At 63.6% G+C, this 17,389-nt stretch carries 18 protein-coding genes; 6 read left to right on the top strand and 12 right to left on the bottom strand.

From position 1 onward, the window contains the following. Positions 1-27: 27 nt before the first annotated feature. The 3 genes from BLQ92_RS12680 to BLQ92_RS12670 form a co-directional block, all read right to left on the bottom strand. Positions 28-591, bottom strand: a complete 564-nt coding sequence (locus BLQ92_RS12680) for a YggT family protein (RefSeq protein WP_090684817.1) — start codon at positions 589-591, stop codon at positions 28-30. 235 nt (positions 592-826) lie between these two features. Then, a complete protein-coding gene (locus BLQ92_RS12675; RefSeq protein WP_090684816.1) occupies positions 827-1,147 on the bottom strand; it encodes an EthD family reductase in 321 nt (106 codons plus the stop codon). A 77-nt stretch (positions 1,148-1,224) separates the two neighbouring features. Beyond that, the gene (locus tag BLQ92_RS12670) at positions 1,225-2,175 is read right to left on the bottom strand and encodes a Rossmann-like and DUF2520 domain-containing protein (protein ID WP_090684815.1); all 951 of its coding nucleotides are present in this window, start codon (positions 2,173-2,175) and stop codon (positions 1,225-1,227) included. An 835-nt stretch (positions 2,176-3,010) separates the two neighbouring features. Between BLQ92_RS12670 and BLQ92_RS12665 the strand changes: the two genes are divergently transcribed. Both BLQ92_RS12665 and BLQ92_RS12660 read left to right on the top strand, forming a co-directional pair. Continuing rightward, positions 3,011-3,310, top strand: coding sequence for a hypothetical protein (locus tag BLQ92_RS12665; protein ID WP_090684814.1), 300 nt, complete (start codon positions 3,011-3,013; stop codon positions 3,308-3,310). A gap of 235 nt (positions 3,311-3,545) precedes the next feature. Next, positions 3,546-4,511 carry a threo-3-hydroxy-L-aspartate ammonia-lyase gene (locus tag BLQ92_RS12660; RefSeq protein ID WP_090684813.1) on the top strand — a complete coding sequence of 322 codons (966 nt, stop codon included), beginning with the start codon at positions 3,546-3,548 and terminating at the stop codon, positions 4,509-4,511. A gap of 140 nt (positions 4,512-4,651) precedes the next feature. Here BLQ92_RS12660 and BLQ92_RS12655 read toward each other — a convergent pair whose 3' ends face one another. Further along, a complete protein-coding gene (locus BLQ92_RS12655) occupies positions 4,652-6,220 on the bottom strand; it encodes a UbiD family decarboxylase (RefSeq protein WP_090684812.1) in 1,569 nt (522 codons plus the stop codon). 587 nt (positions 6,221-6,807) lie between these two features. Between BLQ92_RS12655 and BLQ92_RS12650 the strand changes: the two genes are divergently transcribed. Further along, positions 6,808-7,980, top strand: a complete 1,173-nt coding sequence (locus tag BLQ92_RS12650; protein ID WP_090684811.1) for a lytic transglycosylase domain-containing protein — start codon at positions 6,808-6,810, stop codon at positions 7,978-7,980. Between the two features lie 156 nt (positions 7,981-8,136). Here the strand turns inward: BLQ92_RS12650 and BLQ92_RS12645 are convergent, their stop codons facing one another. The 4 genes from BLQ92_RS12645 to ribBA form a co-directional block, all read right to left on the bottom strand. Then, positions 8,137-9,330: a pyridoxal phosphate-dependent aminotransferase gene (locus tag BLQ92_RS12645; RefSeq protein WP_090684810.1), complete on the bottom strand. Its 1,194-nt coding sequence runs from the start codon at positions 9,328-9,330 to the stop codon at positions 8,137-8,139. 176 nt (positions 9,331-9,506) lie between these two features. Beyond that, positions 9,507-9,941 (bottom strand): transcription antitermination factor NusB, encoded by a 435-nt coding sequence (gene nusB, locus BLQ92_RS12640; RefSeq protein WP_090684809.1) that lies wholly within the window; start codon positions 9,939-9,941, stop codon positions 9,507-9,509. Beyond that, positions 9,938-10,459, bottom strand: coding sequence for a 6,7-dimethyl-8-ribityllumazine synthase (ribH, locus tag BLQ92_RS12635; RefSeq protein WP_090684808.1), 522 nt, complete (start codon positions 10,457-10,459; stop codon positions 9,938-9,940). Before ribH ends, nusB begins: the two co-directional genes overlap by 4 nt. Positions 10,460-10,536: 77 nt before the next feature. Further along, the gene (gene ribBA, locus BLQ92_RS12630; protein WP_090684807.1) at positions 10,537-11,673 is read right to left on the bottom strand and encodes a bifunctional 3,4-dihydroxy-2-butanone-4-phosphate synthase/GTP cyclohydrolase II; all 1,137 of its coding nucleotides are present in this window, start codon (positions 11,671-11,673) and stop codon (positions 10,537-10,539) included. A gap of 259 nt (positions 11,674-11,932) precedes the next feature. Here ribBA and BLQ92_RS12625 point away from each other — a divergent pair, with 259 nt between their 5' ends. After that, positions 11,933-12,700: a tetratricopeptide repeat protein gene (locus BLQ92_RS12625; RefSeq protein ID WP_090684806.1), complete on the top strand. Its 768-nt coding sequence runs from the start codon at positions 11,933-11,935 to the stop codon at positions 12,698-12,700. Between the two features lie 40 nt (positions 12,701-12,740). On the opposite strand, the gene BLQ92_RS12620 is transcribed toward BLQ92_RS12625, so the two are convergent. From BLQ92_RS12620 to BLQ92_RS41075, 4 genes are all read right to left on the bottom strand, one after another. Further along, positions 12,741-13,460: an ABC transporter substrate-binding protein gene (locus BLQ92_RS12620; RefSeq protein WP_244106556.1), complete on the bottom strand. Its 720-nt coding sequence runs from the start codon at positions 13,458-13,460 to the stop codon at positions 12,741-12,743. Between the two features lie 265 nt (positions 13,461-13,725). After that, positions 13,726-14,013 (bottom strand): hypothetical protein, encoded by a 288-nt coding sequence (locus BLQ92_RS12615; RefSeq protein WP_090684804.1) that lies wholly within the window; start codon positions 14,011-14,013, stop codon positions 13,726-13,728. A gap of 139 nt (positions 14,014-14,152) precedes the next feature. Beyond that, positions 14,153-15,031 (bottom strand): LysR family transcriptional regulator, encoded by an 879-nt coding sequence (locus BLQ92_RS12610; protein ID WP_244896637.1) that lies wholly within the window; start codon positions 15,029-15,031, stop codon positions 14,153-14,155. Positions 15,032-15,189: 158 nt separating this feature from the next. Further along, entirely contained in the window at positions 15,190-15,315 is a 126-nt protein-coding gene (locus BLQ92_RS41075; protein ID WP_279607961.1) for a hypothetical protein, read from the bottom strand. Position 15,316: 1 nt separating this feature from the next. Here BLQ92_RS41075 and BLQ92_RS12605 point away from each other — a divergent pair, with 1 nt between their 5' ends. Next, positions 15,317-16,444: a C45 family autoproteolytic acyltransferase/hydrolase gene (locus BLQ92_RS12605; RefSeq protein ID WP_090684803.1), complete on the top strand. Its 1,128-nt coding sequence runs from the start codon at positions 15,317-15,319 to the stop codon at positions 16,442-16,444. 249 nt (positions 16,445-16,693) lie between these two features. Next, positions 16,694-17,386, top strand: coding sequence for an alpha/beta hydrolase (locus BLQ92_RS12600; protein ID WP_090684868.1), 693 nt, complete (start codon positions 16,694-16,696; stop codon positions 17,384-17,386). Positions 17,387-17,389 lie beyond the last annotated feature (3 nt).

The following is a 17,389-nucleotide window of genomic DNA, read 5'->3' as shown; positions in this document are numbered from 1 at the left end:
GGCCTGCAACCCGCGCCGCCTGGCGGTTTAGATGACGAAATACGTCAGTTGCACGGCGGCCCGCGTGACGATCATCAACAGCACCTGCACGATCACGAACAACAGGATCGGCGACAGGTCGATCCCGCCGAGGTTCGGCACCACGCGGCGCAGCGGATTCAGAAACGGCGCGGTGAGCTGAAGCAGAATCGGCATGGCGGGCGAACGCGGATTGAGCCACGACAGCAGCGCCATCAGGATCGTCAGCCAGATGATCAGGTTGAGCCCCCACTTGATGACCGTCAGCAACGCGACAATCAGCAGGGTGGGCCACAGCGAGAGCGGGTCCACGCCGGTTACCGCCACCATCAGGACCACATACACGATCGAGGCGATCACGGCGGCGAGGATGCTCGCCCAATCGATGTTGCGGGTGCTCGGCACGATGCGCCGCAGCGGCAGCACGATCCAGTTGGTGGCGTGCAGCACGGCGTTGGAGACCGGGTTATACGGCGGCAGGCGGACGACTTGCAGCCATGCGCGCAACAGCAGCGCCGCGCCGAACAGCGTGAAAACGGTATTGAGCAAAAAACGGGCGATATCGCCGAACATCTTGGGTCCTTTTCCTTCAGGGTAGCGCCCGGTTGGGACCGGACGCCGGGCGACGGCGTGTCATTGTGGAAGCGCCGTCGTGTTCAAAAATTCGTGTGCCGCGCGCTTGCGCTTACTGCTGGCTGTTCGCGTGCGTGGCTCGCACTGCGGTCGCTACGTGGTGCGGCAGCTTTTTGATCCGCTTCGCCGGGGGGGGCGATGCGAACCGCTTGCGCCGAAACCGCGCGGCAAGCGGCTAGGCCGTGACCTTGACCTCGCTGATCAGGATCGAGCCATTACCGCCATCGGTGTAGTTCGGAATATCCGCGAGCAACGTGTCGGCAGCGGGTTTGAAGGCCGCGTAGAACGCGTCGGCTGTATCGAACAGGAAATGGCCGGCCGCGACATACGGCGGCGGCGAACCCGGCGGCCCGGCGTTAATGCCGGCGTCTACCGACCAGCCTTTGAGGGCCGTGCCAAACAGCGTGGCCGCGAGCGGCATATGCGTGCCGCAGTAGTAATCCATGTCGAAGCGGCCGTCTTCGCGATACGGATAGAGGATGCTGACCTTGATCATTATGCGTTCTCGTCGATTGGTCCCGGAGCGAGGCGCAGGCGGATTGCGCGCTGCGCCGGACGTCACATTATCACGGCTTACTTGACGCTAGTACCCGCCGGCACCTGATTCAGCGAACGTCCGAGCGATTCTTCGACAGCATCCGCGATGGCGTCGATCGTGGCCGGCGGCGTGGCGCGGCGGCGCGCCAGTTCGACGGCCCGCCGCGTCATCAGTCCGTACAGCGCCGCGTGGTCGCCGCCGAGGTCTTCGAGCAGTGCCAGCTGCTTGCGCACTACGCCCGTATCGCCGCGCGATACCGGGCCGGCGAGGGCGTTGGGCAGGCCTTTGTCACGCGCCGTCTGGATGGTGCCGGCGAGCATCGGCAGGAGGGCGCGCAGCGCGTCGTCCTCGGCAAAGCCCAAGGTGCGCCATAGCGCGACGCCCTCGGCGAGGCTGCACAGCGCAAAGCTGGCGGCGTAGTGGGCCGCCCCGTGGTAAAGCATGCGGCCGCCGGGTGGAATCGACAGCGGATGGCAGTGCAGCGCCACCGCGAGCGCCGTCAGGGCTTGCTTGAGTGCGCCGTCCGCCTCGATGGTCACGGAGCAGCCGTTGATCCGCTCGAGGTCAGCGAGATCGCCGCCAAACAGGTAGAGTGGATGAAAACCGCCGATCGATGCGCCCTGTGAACGCGCCGGGGCCAGCAATTCTACCGGCGACGCACCACTGCAATGCACCAGCGCGCGCAGGCGTTCGCTTGATGCCGCGCTCGACTCCGGCGGGCTATCGAAGCGCAAAGTGTTCGCCGTCGTACCGATGCTATCGTCGGGAACGGCTAGAAAGACGATATCGGCGGCGTCGACCACCTGCTGCGGGTCGTCGTAGGCCGCACATTGACCGATCTGACTGGCGAGCTGGCGGGCCGATTCCGCTGTGCGGCTCGCAATGGCCGTCACCGGGTAACCGGCGCGGGCAAAGCCGTGCGCGAGGCAGCGTGCGAGGCGCCCCGCGCCGATAAAGCCGAGACGCGGCATTGAGGACTGGGACATGATTCCGGCTCCGGACGGCATATTGAATGGACTGAAAGCTGGAGTATCGCGCATTCATTAAGGGCTCGGGCGCCGGCGGCGGCGTGGCAATGCGCGGCGCACGTGGCGGCGAGGAGGGTTTCCTCAGATCAATTTGCGCGCGATATGGTTTGCAGGGCGGGTCATCCGTTGGCGTGCCCCCCGCAGGCGTGAAAACTGCTCACAATTTCTAGGGTGAATGAAGGTAGCTGTCGCTGTTGGAGTTTTCTCTGTCTCGCAGTCAGATTCGGGAGGTCACAATGAGCATCTTTTCTTACCGAAAGCACTTGCGGTTCTTGACTCATTCTCAGCGCCGCCGCTGGTGGGATCAAAAAAAGCGCCTCACGCCACGCGTCAAAATTAGTGGTGCCTACGTGCCGCCGAATGTCACCCGCGAGTTCACGTACGTCAAAGTAGGTTGAAGATTTGTCCCTCAATGGGTAAGAAATGCCCGGCGCGTGCGCCGGGCATTTGCGTTTACCGGCGTTGCGCTGCCTTGCGCCGCGTTGTTTCGACGCCAGGGCTGCTGGCGATTGAAGTGAATTTGTAATTAAAGATTACCGGCGCGAAAGCCCGTTTGCCCTGGCGGCCCGTAAAACCGGCCGTGCCAAGGCTGCGCCTCCGCGCAAACCCTTAGTTATCGGGACACAGCGGCGACTTCGCGTGCGGCAACAACTCACCGCTGATTACGGCGTATCTACACCGATTGCAATTTGCAACAAATGCGCACAGCGGTGCCGATCCTTTTTCGATACATTGAATTCCATAGCATGCGCGTCATGCGAGACGGCCACCCGGCCGCGCTTGGAGAAGAAAAGTGAAAAAGATCATTCCGTTTGTTGTTGCCGCTGCGCTTGGTGTGGGCTTCACGACTGCCGCTGAGGCGCACGTGTCGGTTGGTATCGGGATCGGCATTCCGGTGGCGCCCGCTTACCCGGTTTATGCCGCGCCGCCGCCGGTGTATTACGCACCGCCGCCCCCGCCGGTTGTCTATGCTCCGCCGCCCGTCGTGGTGGTGGGTGGTGGCTACGGCTACTACGGTTATCGTGGCCCGTACTACCATCGTGGATACTACGGGCACGGCTACTACGGACACGGTTACTACCGTCACTATTAATAGTCGCGAATAACCGCGCACGCGGGATGCGCTTCGGGTTGGCATAGCCCGCGCGCAGTGCGATCGAAAGTCATCGAAACGGCGTAACGCAGGCAGGATTGCCGCGTTGCGCCGTTTTCGTTTTGGGCTCCTTTTAGGCGTGCGTGCGATGCATTGCACGACGCAATTGCGTTCCGCACGGCAGCCGAAGCTGGGAGAATGCCTGCTCCTCCCTTCGCTTCGGAGTGCCCCGCCTATGCCAGTGCTTCCCGCTCCTACATATGTCGATGTCAACGATGCCGCCGCGCGTCTTGAAGGCGTCGCCCATCGCACGCCGGTTCTGACCTCCGCCACGGCCAATGACCGGACCGGCGCGTCGATCTTCTTCAAATGCGAAAACTTCCAGCGCATGGGTGCGTTCAAATTTCGCGGCGCTTATAACGCGCTGTCGCACTTCGACTACGCACAGCGGGATGCCGGCGTGGTGACTTTTTCGTCGGGCAATCACGCTCAGGCGATTGCGCTGTCGGCGCGTCTGGCGGGGATTCGCGCGACGATCGTCATGCCGCACGACGCCCCCGCGGCGAAAGTTGCTGCTACGCAAGGCTACGGCGGCGAGGTGATCATCTATGACCGCTACAAGGAGAATCGCGAGGCGATCGGCCAGCGGCTCGCCGAAGAGCGCGGCATGACGCTGATTCCGCCGTACGACCATCCGCACGTGATTGCGGGGCAGGGTACGGCTGTGAAGGAGTTGATCGAGGACACCGGTCCGCTCGATCTGCTGTTCGTCTGCCTCGGCGGTGGCGGCTTGCTCGCGGGCAGCGCGTTGGCGGCGGCCTCGTTGAGCCCGGATTGCAAGGTGATCGGCGTCGAGCCGGAGGCGGGCAACGATGGCCAGCAGTCGCTCGCGCGCGGCGAGATCGTGCATATTGCCGTGCCGCACACCATCGCGGATGGCGCGGCGGCGACCCATCTGGGCGTCTACACGTTCCCGATCATCCAGCGTCTGGTGGAGCAGGTGGTGACGGTGACCGATGCGCAACTGATCGAGACGATGCGCTTCTTCGCGCAGCGCATGAAAATTGTCACGGAGCCAACCGGTTGTCTCGGCGCTGCGGCCGTCATGAACGGCATCGTGCCGGTGCAGGGCAAGCGGGTCGGCGTGGTGATGAGCGGCGGCAATGTGGATCTGGCGCGATTCGCGCAATTTCTTGCCTAAGCGCTTGAGCTTGAAGCGAGCTTGTCGTGCTCGGGCGTGAGCGGGGCCGGCGTGGCGGTCCGCCTGGCTACCCGATTAGCTGCCCGATGCAAATAGCCCTTGTTTACAGGGCTAAACGAAGCACTGCGTGAAGCACTGGACTACAAACCCAGTTCGTTCCACAACGCGTCGACACGTTGTTTGACCGCCGCATCCATCTCAATGGGGCGGCCCCATTCGCGATCCGTTTCGCCGGGCCATTTGTTGGTGGCGTCGAGCCCCATCTTCGAGCCGAGTCCTGCCACCGGCGAGGCGAAATCCAGATAGTCGATCGGCGTGCGATCGACCAGCACGGTGTCGCGCACCGGATCGATGCGGGTCGTGATCGCCCAGATCACTTCTTTCCAGTCGCGGATATTCACGTCCTCGTCGACCACGACGATGAACTTCGTATACATGAATTGCCGCAGGAAGCTCCACACGCCGAACATGACCCGTTTGGCGTGGCCGGGGTAGCTCTTCTTCATCTGCACGATCGCCATCCGGTAGCTGCAGCCTTCGGGCGGGAGATAGAAGTCGGTGATCTCGGTGAACTGCTTCTGCAGCAGCGGCACGAACACCTCGTTGAGCGCGACCCCCAGCACGGCAGGTTCGTCAGGCGGTTTGCCGGTGTAGGTGGAGTGGTAGATCGCGTCGCGGCGCATCGTGATGCGCTCGACGGTGAACACCGGGAACCACTCCTGTTCGTTGTAGTAGCCGGTGTGGTCGCCGTAGGGGCCTTCGAGCGCATGTTCGTAGCCAGCGCTCGCGCCTTTCGAGGGGCGCGGCGGTGCACCTTCCGGTGCCGGGGCCGGTGCGCCTTCCTGCGGGTAGATGAAACCTTCTAGTACGATTTCTGCGCGCGCCGGCACCTGCAGCGTATCGACGCCCGGCGTGATGCACTTCGCCAGTTCGGTGCGGCCGCCACGCAAGAGACCCGCGAACTGGTATTCGGAGAGCGTGTCGGGCACCGGCGTAACCGCGCCGAGGATGGTGGCCGGATCGGCGCCGAGCACCACAGCTACCGGATACGGCTTACCTGGGTTCTGCAGCGCGAACTCGCGAAAATCGAGCGCGCCGCCGCGATGGGCCAGCCAGCGCATGATCAGTTTGTTACGCCCGATCAGTTGTTGGCGGTAAATGCCTAGGTTTTGGCGGCTCTTGTTTGGGCCTCGCGTGACGGTCAGGCCCCATGTGATCAAGGGGCCGGCGTCGCCCGGCCAGCAGGTCTGAATCGGCAGCCTGGCGAGGTCGACATCCGCACCTTCCCAGACGATTTCCTGGCAGGGCGGGGCGCTCACCGTCTTGGGCGCCATGTCCCAGACCGCCTTGGCGAGCGAGAACAGCTTGCCGGCGTCCCGCAGGCCCTTGGGCGGCTCGGGCTCCTTGAGGGCCGACAACAGGCGGCCGACGTCGCGCAGCGACTCCAGCGCGCCGTTATCGCCGTCCTCTTCGCTCGCATCGATACCCATGCCGAGCGCCACGCGCCGCGGCGTGCCGAACAGGTTGCCGAGCACCGGGAACGCGTGGCTCTGCCTGCTCTCAAACAGCAGCGCAGGGCCACCGGCGCGCAGCACCCGGTCGCACAGCTCGGTCATTTCCAGGACGGGCGAGACGTTTTGCGGGATACGGCGTAGCTCGCCTAGCGTTTCGAGACGGCCGACGAAGTCGCGCAGATCTTTGTATTTCATCTGGTCCGGATCAAGGCCGCGCAGCGCGGCGAAAAGTGGGGCGCGACAGGCTATTGCCGCGCGGGAACGATTGTCGATTTTACCTGCGTTGGATGGCGCACGTTGCGGGAGCAAATCTGTAACTGGCCCGAGAGGCGCACACAGAGCGGGTTTGATCGCGCTGAACACTGTTCGTTATTACAATTAGTTATACTTTTGCCTATCTATAGTGTTGACGATCTATTTAACCCTGCTAGAATCCGGTCACATTGGTTGCAGGGCGTGAACCTTTTTACCACCGCCCCCCGGTCCTTACGACGCTACGCGTCACCGCTTACCGACCCCCCTGCACGGTATTTGACGGTCTTTTTTGCAGTCCTCGCCAGCGCGACCTGACGCTGGTTTTTCGCGTGGGAGCCTCTGCGTGCGTGCTTTTTAGGCACGGCGCCGAGTTGTTTTCGAGATGGCTCCCCACCGACGGTTTTGATGCCGTATTCCCGACGCCGCTGCTGCCCTAACCAGAGCACGCGACGTCTTGACTCTGCGAACGTGTTTTGATGCCGGCTCGACCGGCGGGGTTCGCAGATCATGCAAGATGGGAGATCTGAATGAACGCCTGGTTAACGTGGCGTCCCGACGAACGACTAGCGCAAGCAATGCGCGCTGTCTTGCGTCGCGGTACGCGAATGAGTCATCACCTGTTCAGCATTGTTGGCGGCTTCGCCATCCTGCTGGCGCTCGCGCTGTGGCTGATGCCGGCATGGCGTGGCACCCTGGCCGCGAAGTTGATGCCGGTCATTTCCGCTGCTGTGCAGGCCGGCCCCGCCCGTCTGCTGCAGGGCAATCCGCTGCCGTCGTTTGCCCCCGGCAACGGCGTGAGTTCCGACGATTCGCTGGCCGCCAATCCGGCCAACGCAGCCAACGGTGACGCCAGCAATGGCGCTACCAACGGCGCCACCAGCAATACCAGCTACGATGGCGCCTTTGACGGCAGTGGCACTAGCGGCCTCGGCGTCACGGCTTTGAACGCGCTTGATCCGCACTCGGTGCAAAGCATCAGCGCGCTCGCACGTCTGATCCCATCGCAGCGCGTCGCCGCCGATGCGCGTGACGACCGCGTGCTGGTTTCGACCCGCGAGCAAGATCTGGTGGCGTCCTATCTGGCGCGTCGCTATCGCGTCGCCCAGGAGCCGGTCAGCGAACTGGTCAAGGCTGCGTTCGACACCGGCCGCGAAGTCGGCCTCGATCCGCTGCTGCTGCTCTCCGTGATGGCGATCGAATCGGGCTTCAACCCGTACGCCGAAAGCGGCGTGGGTGCCCAGGGCCTGATGCAGGTGATGTCGAAGGTCCACTCGGACAAGTTTCAGTATTTCGGCGGTCAAAGCGCTGCGCTCGATCCGCTGGCTAACATCAAGGTTGGCGCGCTCGTGCTGAAGGACTGCATCGCACGCGGCGGTTCGCTGCCGGGTGGCCTGCGTCTGTATGTGGGCTCGAGTACGCAGGACGATGGCGGTTATGGCGCCAAGGTGATGGCTGAACGTGGCCGTCTGCGCGATGTGGCGCGTGGCCGCAAGGTGCCGATCAACGCACCGCAAGCACCGGTGACGACAACCGCGTCGATCACGCCGGCCCCGGCTGCCGCAGCCGCTGCGCCCAAGCGTGTCCAGGTGACGCTCGATGCCGCGCATCCGCTGACCGCGACCACGCCGGTCAAGGCGCCGGAGCAGGACGATGCCAGCACGACGGCCAAGCATGCAGCGACGCCGGAGCTGGGCGCCTGAGTTTTGGCATCGCGGATGGTCCCGTAGCCGCACGATCCACGTGAAGTACCGGCAGTACGAATAAGAAAGGCACCCGAGGGTGCCTTTTTTCATTGTGCGACGCTTATTGCGTGGCTGCTGGGGCGGCAAGCAGCGCGCAACGCAGCGTGCGGATGTTCAGCGCCCGAAGAATCCGTGCAGGCGCTCAACCGCCTCTTCAAGCTTCGAATACGCTGTCGCATACGACAGACGGATATACGAACGCGGCGCGTGATTACCGAAATCCATCCCCGGCACCAGTACTACACCAGCGTCGTGCAGCATGGCTGTGGTGAGCGCAGCGCTGTCGCCGGCCGCTGAATGCGCGACCTGACTGCAATCCGCGTACACATAGAATGCGCCGTCCGGCATCACGGGCACCTTGAAGCCAAGCGATTCGAGCGCCGGGACGATGAAATCGCGGCGGCGCTTGAATTCGAGGCGGCGCGCTTCATAGATCGCCAGCGTGTCCGGTTCGAAGCAGGCGAGCGCGGCATGTTGGGCCAGCGCCGACGCGCAGATGAACAGGTTTTGCGCGAGCTTCTCGAAGGCGCCGACCAGCGACGGCGGCACCACCAGCCAGCCTAGACGCCAGCCCGTCATGTTGAAGTACTTCGAGAAACTGTTGACGGTGATCACATCGTCGCCGAACGACAAGGCGGAGACAGGTGGTGCGCCGTAGCTCAAGCCCTGATAGATCTCGTCGACAATCGTGAAGCCGCCGCGCGCGCGGACTGCTTCGACGATGCGCTTCAATTCCGCAGGCTCGATGGAGGTGCCGGTGGGGTTGGAGGGCGACGCCAGCAGCACGCCACGCGTGCGCTGGTTCCAGAGACGCTCGACATCGGCGGCAGTAAGCTGGAAGCGTTCTGCTGGACTGCTCGGCACCAGCACCGGCTTGCCTTCCGCTGCGGCGACAAAGTGCCGGTTGCACGGATAGCAGGGATCGGGCATCAGCACTTCATCGTCCCGGTCGACCAGCGCGGTGCACGCAAGCAGCAGCGCAGCCGAGGCGCCGGCGGTCACGACGATGCGCGCCGGATCGACATCAATGCCGTAGGCGTTGGCATAGTGCCCGGCGATCGCTTCGCGCAACGCATGCAGGCCGAGCGCGCTGGTGTATTGCGTCACGCCGCGGCGCATCGCGCTGGTGGCAGCTTCGATGACCTGATCGGGGGCGGTGAAATCGGGCTCGCCGATTCCCATGTGGATGATGTCGCGCCCCTGGCGCTCCAGCAGGGCGGCTTCCTTCGCCAGCTCCATCACATAGAAGGGCTGGATGGCGTCGACGCGCGCAGCAAGCCGCACCAACGGTTCGGTCACGGAATTCATACAGTCAGAACAGTAAATGCCATTTCAAAGGCATGGCGGCATGCCATGCGCAGCTTCCTGGCGAGGCGCCACGCAAGGTTCGCCAGACGGGACACCGCCTGCCGGAATAGCGTGCGTCGGCAAACCTGGGTCTGCGAGCACACTTGCCCCAGCGAGGCAGGTCCGCGTGCGGCGGCTTATTGCTTGCGAGCCGCCTGCGTTTCGGCAAGGCGCAATTGCGCCGACAGCTTGTCCAGCACGCCATTGACGTACTTGTAGCCGTCCGCGCCACCGAACGTCTTGGCGAGTTCGACGGCTTCATTGATGACGACGCGGTACGGAATGTCGACGTGATTCTTCAGCTCATACGCTGCGACGAGCAGCACGGCGCGTTCGACCGGCGAGAGCTGGTCGATCGGGCGGTCGAGGCACGGCGTGAGGTCGGCCGACAGCGCTTCCGAGTCGCGGATCACGCCATGCAGCAGCGCGTCCAGGTGCTCGTGATCCGCCTTGTCGAAGCCCTGCGCGCCGCGCAACTGCGCGTCGATCTCGCCGCCGGGCGCGCCCGACAGCAGCCACTGATACAGCCCCTGCGTGGCCAGTTCGCGGGAACGTCGGCGAGCGCTCTTCATGCCTGTGCCTCTTCGTCGTCCTCGTCTTCTTCCTCGTCGTCATCGTCGTCGCCACCGAGTTGTTCGAGCGCGACTGCGAGGTTTGCCATTTCGACGGCCACGCGTGCGGCGTCACGACCCTTTTCGGTCATGCGGGCGACGGCTTGCTCGTCGGTTTCCGTGGTCAGCACGGCGTTGGCGACCGGAATGCCGAAGTCGAGGCCGATGCGGGTGATGCCCGCGCCGCTTTCGTTCGACACCAGTTCGAAGTGATAGGTCTCGCCGCGAATCACCGCGCCGAGCGCGATCAAGGCGTCGAACTGACCGCTTTCGGCTAGCTTTTGCAGCGCTAGCGGGATTTCCAGCGCGCCCGGCACCGTGACGAGCAGCACGTCTTCGCCGGTGACGCCGAGGCGTTCGAGTTCTTCGATGCACGAATCCGCGAGGCCGTTGCAGACGGGCTCGTTAAAGCGCGCCTGGACGATGCCGATACGCAGGCCGTCGCCGTCGAGGTTCGGTTGGTATTGTCCGATTTCCATAGTCAGTCCGTAGTGTTGTTTGAGTAAGCGCTAATGCGCGTGAATGGTCGGATCAGCCTTGCGACTGCTGGTGCCGGTCAGGGCGTTTGCGGCGTTTGGGACGGGCAGCCCGGCATCGGCACGAAGCCCGTGACTTCGAGACCGTAGCCCGACATGCTGCCCAGCTTGCGCGGGTTCGACAGCACCTGCATCTTGCCGACACCCAGTTCGCGCAGGATCTGCGCGCCGATGCCGTAGGTCTTGAAATCGACCGGGCGGCGCTTGAGCGCGTCGGCTTTGTCCTTCGAATCGAACGCCTTGAAGACGTCGATCAGATGCTCTTTCGAATCGCCGCAGTTGAGCAGCACGACTACGCCGAGATCGCGTTCGGCGATCTCTTTCATCGCGGCGTCCAGCGTCCACGAGTGGGTCGACGTGCTGACTTCGAGCAGATCCAGCACCGACAGCGGCTCGTGCACCCGCACCGGCGTTTCCTGCTCCGGGGTGGGCTTGCCACGCACCAGCGCGAGATGCGGCTGGCCGCTCGGCTGGTCGAGGTACATCACCGCGCGGAACGGGCCGTGCGCGGTCTGCATGGTGCGCTCGCAGACGCGCTCGACGATCGATTCCGTGCGGCTGCGGTAATGAATCAGGTCGGCGATCGTGCCGATTTTCAGGTTATGTTCCTTCGCGAACTCCAGCAGGTCCGGCAGGCGCGCCATGGTGCCGTCGTCCTTGATGATCTCGCAGATCACCGCGGCCGGCGTCAGGCCCGCCAGCGCCGTGAAATCGCAGCCGGCCTCGGTGTGGCCGGCGCGCACCAGCACGCCGCCGGGCTGCGCCATGATCGGAAACACGTGGCCGGGCTGGACGATATGCTCGGGCCGTGCGTCATGCGCAACGGCGGTGAGGATCGTACGGGCCCGGTCGGCCGCCGAAATGCCGGTGGTGACGCCTTCAGCCGCTTCGATGCTGACGGTGAACGCCGTACCGTACTGGGTGCCGTTGCGGTACGTCATGAGCGGCAGGTTCAGCAGCTTGCAGCGTTCCTGCGTGAGCGTCAGGCACACGAGGCCGCGGCCGTAGCGGGCCATGAAGTTGATCGCTTCCGGCGTGACGAATTCGGCGGCGATGACGAGGTCGCCCTCGTTTTCGCGGTCTTCTTCGTCGACGAGTATCACCATGCGGCCGGCTTTCAGTTCGGCGATGATCTCAAGGGTGGAGGCGAGCGTCATGGTGGCGAGAAGTTCGGGAAAGCGCGTATTTTACGCCACCAGCGGGTCCGCGTCGTCGCGGCGAAGGGGATAGTCCGTTTGGCGGGGTGGCGAACGGCGGCTGCACGACTCTGTCTTAGGTAGACTGTGGCATCTGCAATGCAACAATTTAACGGATTACGCTCCGTTGCGGGTTGCCGGTACGCTGTGCTCCCATCGTGGTTGCGCCCCCTGTCCGGCGCGGCCGTTTATCGCTTCATCCTGGTCTCAAGTCGAAAACATGTCATTTTTCGGAATCGGTCTTCACGTCATCGTTGCGCTGTTTTTTGCCGTGCATGTAGTGCGTACTCACCAGAACATGTACTGGCTGTTCCTGCTGTTCATCTTCCCGCTGCTCGGCAGCGTGGTCTATCTGTTCGCGATCTATTTGCCGAGCCTGCGCGAGTCGCGCGGCGGCCGGGCTGCCACGCGGGCGATTTCGCAACTGGTCGATCCCAATCGCGCGGTGCGCGAGGCGCGCGTCAACTTCGACCGCGCGCCGACGGTCGAGCATCGGATGCGGCTGGGCGCGGCCTTGCTGGAGGCGGGGCAGGCGGGCGAAGCGCTCGAGCATTATCAGGCGGCCGCGAATGGGCCGTTTGCGACCGATGCTGCGCTGCTGCTAGGCCTGGCAAAGGCGCAGTTCTCCGTCGGTCAGCATGTGGCGGCGCAGGAGAGCCTGGGGCGGCTGTTTGACTCGAACCCGCAGGCTCGGCAGCAGCCTGAGCCCGCGTTGTTGTATGCGCGGACCCTTGCTGCGCTCGATGCCCCCGGCACGCGGGCGGCCTTCGAGCAGTCGCTCGCTTGTGCGAGCGATGCGGCGCCGCGCTGCCTGTTTGCCGACTGGCTCTCCAAACAAGGGGACGCGGCGGATCGCCAGCGTGCCATCAGCCTGTATGCTGATATCGCGCAGGATGCGAAGCACTGGCCGCGTCATGCGCGGGAACACAACCGGGAGTGGCTGCAGCGCGCTCAGGCGGCGCTGGCGGCGGCGCCGTCACGCTCGTAAGGAGTCTTCCTCAGGGAACCCGCTGGCGCCAAGGGCACTGCTAGTCAGTGTCCCCAGCTACTTCCGCGCCCGTGATGTGGTGGCGCGCGAGAGACGCCGCGACAAAGCCCGATGCCTTCATCTCTTCGACAAACCGGGAGAGATACGCGGCCGCCTCATCGCCCCTTGCCTTTGGCACCCCCATCGCCTGACGGATCACCATGAAACGTTGATCGAGGATCCGCAGTCCGCCGGTTTTCGCGGCATCGGTTTCGAGCTGCTGCTTCACGCCTGCGGCCACGTCCAGATGCTGATCCAGAAAACCTTGCACCACGGCGGGCGAGGTTGGAATCCGCACAATCGTCGCGTGATGCAATTCGCGGGTGAGAAACAGATCGTAGGCGCTGTCTTTGCCGACTGCGACAGTCACTCCCGGTTGATCGACCTGATCATTGGTGGTGATCGGCGATGTGTCGTGCACCAGGTAAAAGCCTTCGATCAACACGTACGGCTTGGTGAAACTGATTTCCTGTCCGCGCTTCGGATCGACGGCGAAAAAACCGATGTCGGCCTTGTCCTGATTCACGTTGTCGACGGAAGCGCCCGCCGACTTCACCGCGACCAGTTGCAAGGGCACGCCGAGACGGCGGGCGAGTTCGGTGGCCAGGTCGACGGAAACGCCAACCGGATTGCCGGTGGCCGGATCAAGGCTGGCCAGCACCGGATTGCCGAGATTGATCGAAGCGCGCAGCGTGCCGCTCGGCGCAAACACCTTCACCATGGATTCACCTGCTGGGTTCGTTGACTGCGAGGCGGTTTGTTGTGCGAGGTTCGCGCCTTGACTTTGAGCGAACACGGACCCTGGGAAGAACACGGCGGCGCTAACCGCCAACATGAGCGATAGCTTGCCAACAAGACCCATTGTTCGGCGTCCCGTCGTTGAAAACCGCCTCATCCGAGGATGCCTTTGTTGAGCGTACCGGCGTGGCCCTGCAAGCGCGCGTCGAACGCACTCGAGCATCGATTCCCGAAGCGCCTGCTCACGATTACGAGTTCGGATACAGCGTATCGCGCGGGAAGAACATGCGCGGCTCAAAAGCCGGCATCCTCACGGTCGCACCTTTCGCAGTAAGGACGACATTGCAGGTCTGATCGATCTGCTTGCCTTGCCTGTAAATGAACGCGCCGGGGCCGCCGGCACATTCGGCCGTGTGTTCCACGAGGCGCAGTTCACGCCCCTCCGAGATGGATTGCCTGATGTCGAACCCTTCGGCATAGGCTGCGGTTACGCCGACGAGCGCGGCTACTCCGATGACGACTTTGGCAATCTGCATGATGGAGACCTCCGGGTTCGGCTGTGTGGCGCACCGGTTGCCCGCCAACGGGCTCGAGCCGGTGTGAATGCAACTATATTAGACCGAGCGGCGCGCCAGCGGTTGCGAGGTCGCCGCTTCCTTCCTCAACCACCCGAACCTACTCCACCAGCGCCGACAGCAACTGATTCTTGACGATCGCGGTCGCCAGCGGCTGCCGGCCAAACTCGTACCAGCCGATATGCCGGCGCCACGAGGTGCCGGGAATCGGCTTCACGCTCAACAGCGGGTCGTCGTCCCACGCGGCATGCCGCAGGCGCGGCACGATCGATATCCCTACGTTTTGCCGCACCAGATCGGCAATCGCAGCAATCGAGTTCATTTCCAGCACCAGATTGACCTCCACCCGCAAGCGGCGCAGCAGGCTAGTGACATGCGCGCCGGTGAGCGACGCCGCTTCGAAGCCGATGAACGGCAGGCGCTTGAGCAGCGAGCTCACCGATGCGTCGGCCGGTGCAGCCGCCGGATTGGCTAGCAGCACCAGCGGTTCGTCGTACAGACGCTCCCACAACTCGGGCAAGTGGGTCGCCCGCGGCTCGCTGACGATTACCGCCGCGTCGATCTCGCCGGCGCGTACCTGCCGTTCCAGTTCCGGGCTGCTGCCATGCGTGAGACGCACGTTCAGGCCAGGGTACGACACCTTCAGACGAATCACGTTGGCCGCCAGAAAGCCCATCGAGTAAACGGTCGAGCCGATCGTGATCGAGCCTTCGATGCTGCGCTTGTCGGCCACGCCACGCAGCAGCGAGTCGTAGGCGGCGACCACCGAGCGTGCCTGCTCGATGATCGAGCGGCCGGCATCGTTCAACTGGATGCTCCGTCCGCTGCGGTCGAACAGCTGGCGCTGGCACACGCGTTCCAGCGTGCGCATCTGCGCGCCGACGGCGGCGTGCGTGAGTGCCATGCGATCGGCTGCGGCTGCCATGGTTCCGTGTTTCTCGATCGCCAGAAACGTCCGGAGCATGCGAATTTCACTCATGCAAAACCTCATGAAAAATTGCCGGGAGGCGCGTGAACGGCGCGTTTGCCCCGGCGCTGACCTGAGTTGCATGATCGCATGAAACTAAAAAAAATCTTTCCTTTGGGGAAAGAAAATAACGCTTTTTATTTTATTTATCGCACCCGAGAATCGCTTCATCAAGCCGTGCCGACGCCAGCAGCGCTGACGCGTAGCGGTCCGGGCGCGGCCTGCCCGCAGCCGGACCGTTCGCCATCCTCGGTGCCTTCGGCTAACTCGGTGCTTTCCAGGGTGAGGAGTCCCACGATGTCGCAAATCCAGCAATTTCCTTTTATCAGCGTATCCGGCAAACCGTACGAGCGCGGGGTGCAATACGGCCGTGCGGCGGCCGAGCGCGTGCGCCTGAGCGCTTCCCGATACGGGCAAACGCTGCGCAATCTCGGTTACAGCGAAGCGTCGCAGATGGCGCTGATCCGCTCGCTAGAACAGGCTATCGGTGAGTTTCAGCCGGCGTATCTGGAAGAAATGCGCGGCATCGCCGTCGGCGCAGAGGTGCCTTACGAGGACATCGTGATGATCAACGCCCGTACCGAGGTGCTGGCGAAGGCGCGTGCAGAAAAGGCAATGCAGGCCGAGGACGAAGACGGCTGTACCGGCGTGCTGGTGCTGCCCTCGCGTTCGGCGACCGGGCAGTTGATCCATGCGCAGAACTGGGACTGGAAGGCCGACTGCGTCGATACCGGTGTGGTCTTGCGGGTGCGCAACGACGACGGGCCGGACTTCCTGACGTTCGTCGAGGCAGGCGGCCTCGCACGCAGCGGGCTGAATGCCGCCGGCGTGTCGATCACCGCGAACTATCTCGAGTCCGACCGCGACTATACCCAGCTCGGCGTGCCGCTTTCGCTGTTGCGCCGGCGCGTGCTTGAAGAACCCGTGTTTGCCAACGCGCTGCGTGTGATCGCCACGACGCCGAAGTCATGCTCGAACAACATCATGCTCGGCATGGCCGAGGGCTTCGGCATCGATTTCGAGTGCGCCCCCGACGAGGCTTTCCCGATTTATCCAGGCGACGATCAGTTGATCGTGCACGCGAACCATTGGGTCAGTCCGGTCGCCCGCACCAAGCTGCGTGACACGGGCTGCGAGAACTCGCCGGACAGTTACTACCGCGACTGGCGCGTACGGCAATTGCTGAACGCGACGCCCAAGGTGGATCGCAACGCGGTCAAGGCTGCGCTGTTCGACGCGTTCGGCACGCCGTACTCGGTATGCCGTCCGCCGCGCATGGGCACGCGCCACACGATGTCGGCGACCGTCGCGATGATCGTCATGCATCCGGGCGCCGGCGAAATGGATGTCGCGCCGCTGCCCGCACTCAATCGGATCTTTACTCGTTACAGCCTGCACCACGAGCCGCTGCCCGAAGCGGTGTGAACGGCCGTTGCCCACGCGCCCCGCATGCCGCCGGGCGCCCACGACATATTTGATTCCGTCCTGGAGGAATAACAGATGTTCGAGATTGCCCAAAAGCCGTCCGGTGCCGGTCATGAGAAAGCAGCGGCGCTGTACGACCTTGACTCGACTACCGTCTATGCCAGCCGTCACGATCCTCGTTTTCCGTACGCACTGTATGTGCCGCGCGAAATACTGGCGTCCGGCAACGATGTCGAACTGGTCGTCGTGATGCACGGCACGGGCCGGCAATTCACGCAATACCGCGATGCGTTTGCTCCGTTTGGCCGCTGGAACCGCTGCATCGTGCTGTGCCCGCTCTTTCCGGTGGGCGTGCGTGGCGATGGCGATCGCAACGGCTTCAAGCGTTTGATCGAAGGCGATATCCGTTACGACAAGGTGCTGCTGGACATGGTGAGCGAAGTCGGCGAGCGCTACGGCAAGCGTTTCGATAAATTCGCGCTGTTCGGCTACTCGGGCGGCGGGCAGTTCGTGAACCGCTTTGCCTACGTCCATCCGGAGCGTCTATGGGCCGCGACTATCGGCGCGCCGGGCAACGTCACGGTGCTCGATCAAACGAAGGACTGGTGGCTGGGTGTAGGCGGCTTCGAGCGGCACTTCGGCAAGCCGTTCGACGCGGCAGCGTTGCAGCGCGTCCCGGTGCAGATGGTGGTCGGCCGGGCCGATCTTGAAACCTGGGAAATCACGGTGCGCGAGGACAGCCCGATGTATTTGCCGGGCATCAACGACGCCGGCGCGACGCGGCCGGAACGGCTTAGGACCCTCAAGGCCTCGTTCGAAGCAGCGGGCATCCAGGTCCGCTTTGACGAGCTGGACAATATCGCGCACAACGGTATGCAGGTCGTCGAGGTGGTCCAGGACTTTTTTGCGCAGGTACTGCGCACGATGCGCGCCGGAGAATAGACC

The sequence above is a fragment of the Paraburkholderia phenazinium genome (genome assembly GCF_900100735.1).
In the GTDB taxonomy this organism is placed as follows: domain Bacteria; phylum Pseudomonadota; class Gammaproteobacteria; order Burkholderiales; family Burkholderiaceae; genus Paraburkholderia; species Paraburkholderia phenazinia.
The sequence above is the reverse complement of the archived record's forward strand: the minus strand, read 5'-3'. Positions and strand labels throughout refer to the sequence as shown.

Coding starts and splice junctions, on each gene's coding strand:
- BLQ92_RS12670 (WP_090684815.1), bottom strand. CDS start 2,175: ATGTCCCAGTCCTCAATGCCGCGTCTCGGCTTTATCGGCGCGGGGCGC.
- BLQ92_RS12660 (WP_090684813.1), top strand. CDS start 3,546: ATGCCAGTGCTTCCCGCTCCTACATATGTCGATGTCAACGATGCCGCC.
- BLQ92_RS12600 (WP_090684868.1), top strand. CDS start 16,694: ATGCACGGCACGGGCCGGCAATTCACGCAATACCGCGATGCGTTTGCT.
- BLQ92_RS12610 (WP_244896637.1), bottom strand. CDS start 15,031: ATGAGTGAAATTCGCATGCTCCGGACGTTTCTGGCGATCGAGAAACAC.
- BLQ92_RS12620 (WP_244106556.1), bottom strand. CDS start 13,460: ATGGTGAAGGTGTTTGCGCCGAGCGGCACGCTGCGCGCTTCGATCAAT.
- BLQ92_RS12625 (WP_090684806.1), top strand. CDS start 11,933: ATGTCATTTTTCGGAATCGGTCTTCACGTCATCGTTGCGCTGTTTTTT.
- ribH (WP_090684808.1), bottom strand. CDS start 10,459: ATGGAAATCGGACAATACCAACCGAACCTCGACGGCGACGGCCTGCGT.
- BLQ92_RS12615 (WP_090684804.1), bottom strand. CDS start 14,013: ATGCAGATTGCCAAAGTCGTCATCGGAGTAGCCGCGCTCGTCGGCGTA.
- ribBA (WP_090684807.1), bottom strand. CDS start 11,673: ATGACGCTCGCCTCCACCCTTGAGATCATCGCCGAACTGAAAGCCGGC.
- nusB (WP_090684809.1), bottom strand. CDS start 9,941: ATGAAGAGCGCTCGCCGACGTTCCCGCGAACTGGCCACGCAGGGGCTG.
- BLQ92_RS12675 (WP_090684816.1), bottom strand. CDS start 1,147: ATGATCAAGGTCAGCATCCTCTATCCGTATCGCGAAGACGGCCGCTTC.
- BLQ92_RS12650 (WP_090684811.1), top strand. CDS start 6,808: ATGAACGCCTGGTTAACGTGGCGTCCCGACGAACGACTAGCGCAAGCA.
- BLQ92_RS12655 (WP_090684812.1), bottom strand. CDS start 6,220: ATGAAATACAAAGATCTGCGCGACTTCGTCGGCCGTCTCGAAACGCTA.
- BLQ92_RS12605 (WP_090684803.1), top strand. CDS start 15,317: ATGTCGCAAATCCAGCAATTTCCTTTTATCAGCGTATCCGGCAAACCG.
- BLQ92_RS12680 (WP_090684817.1), bottom strand. CDS start 591: ATGTTCGGCGATATCGCCCGTTTTTTGCTCAATACCGTTTTCACGCTG.
- BLQ92_RS12645 (WP_090684810.1), bottom strand. CDS start 9,330: ATGAATTCCGTGACCGAACCGTTGGTGCGGCTTGCTGCGCGCGTCGAC.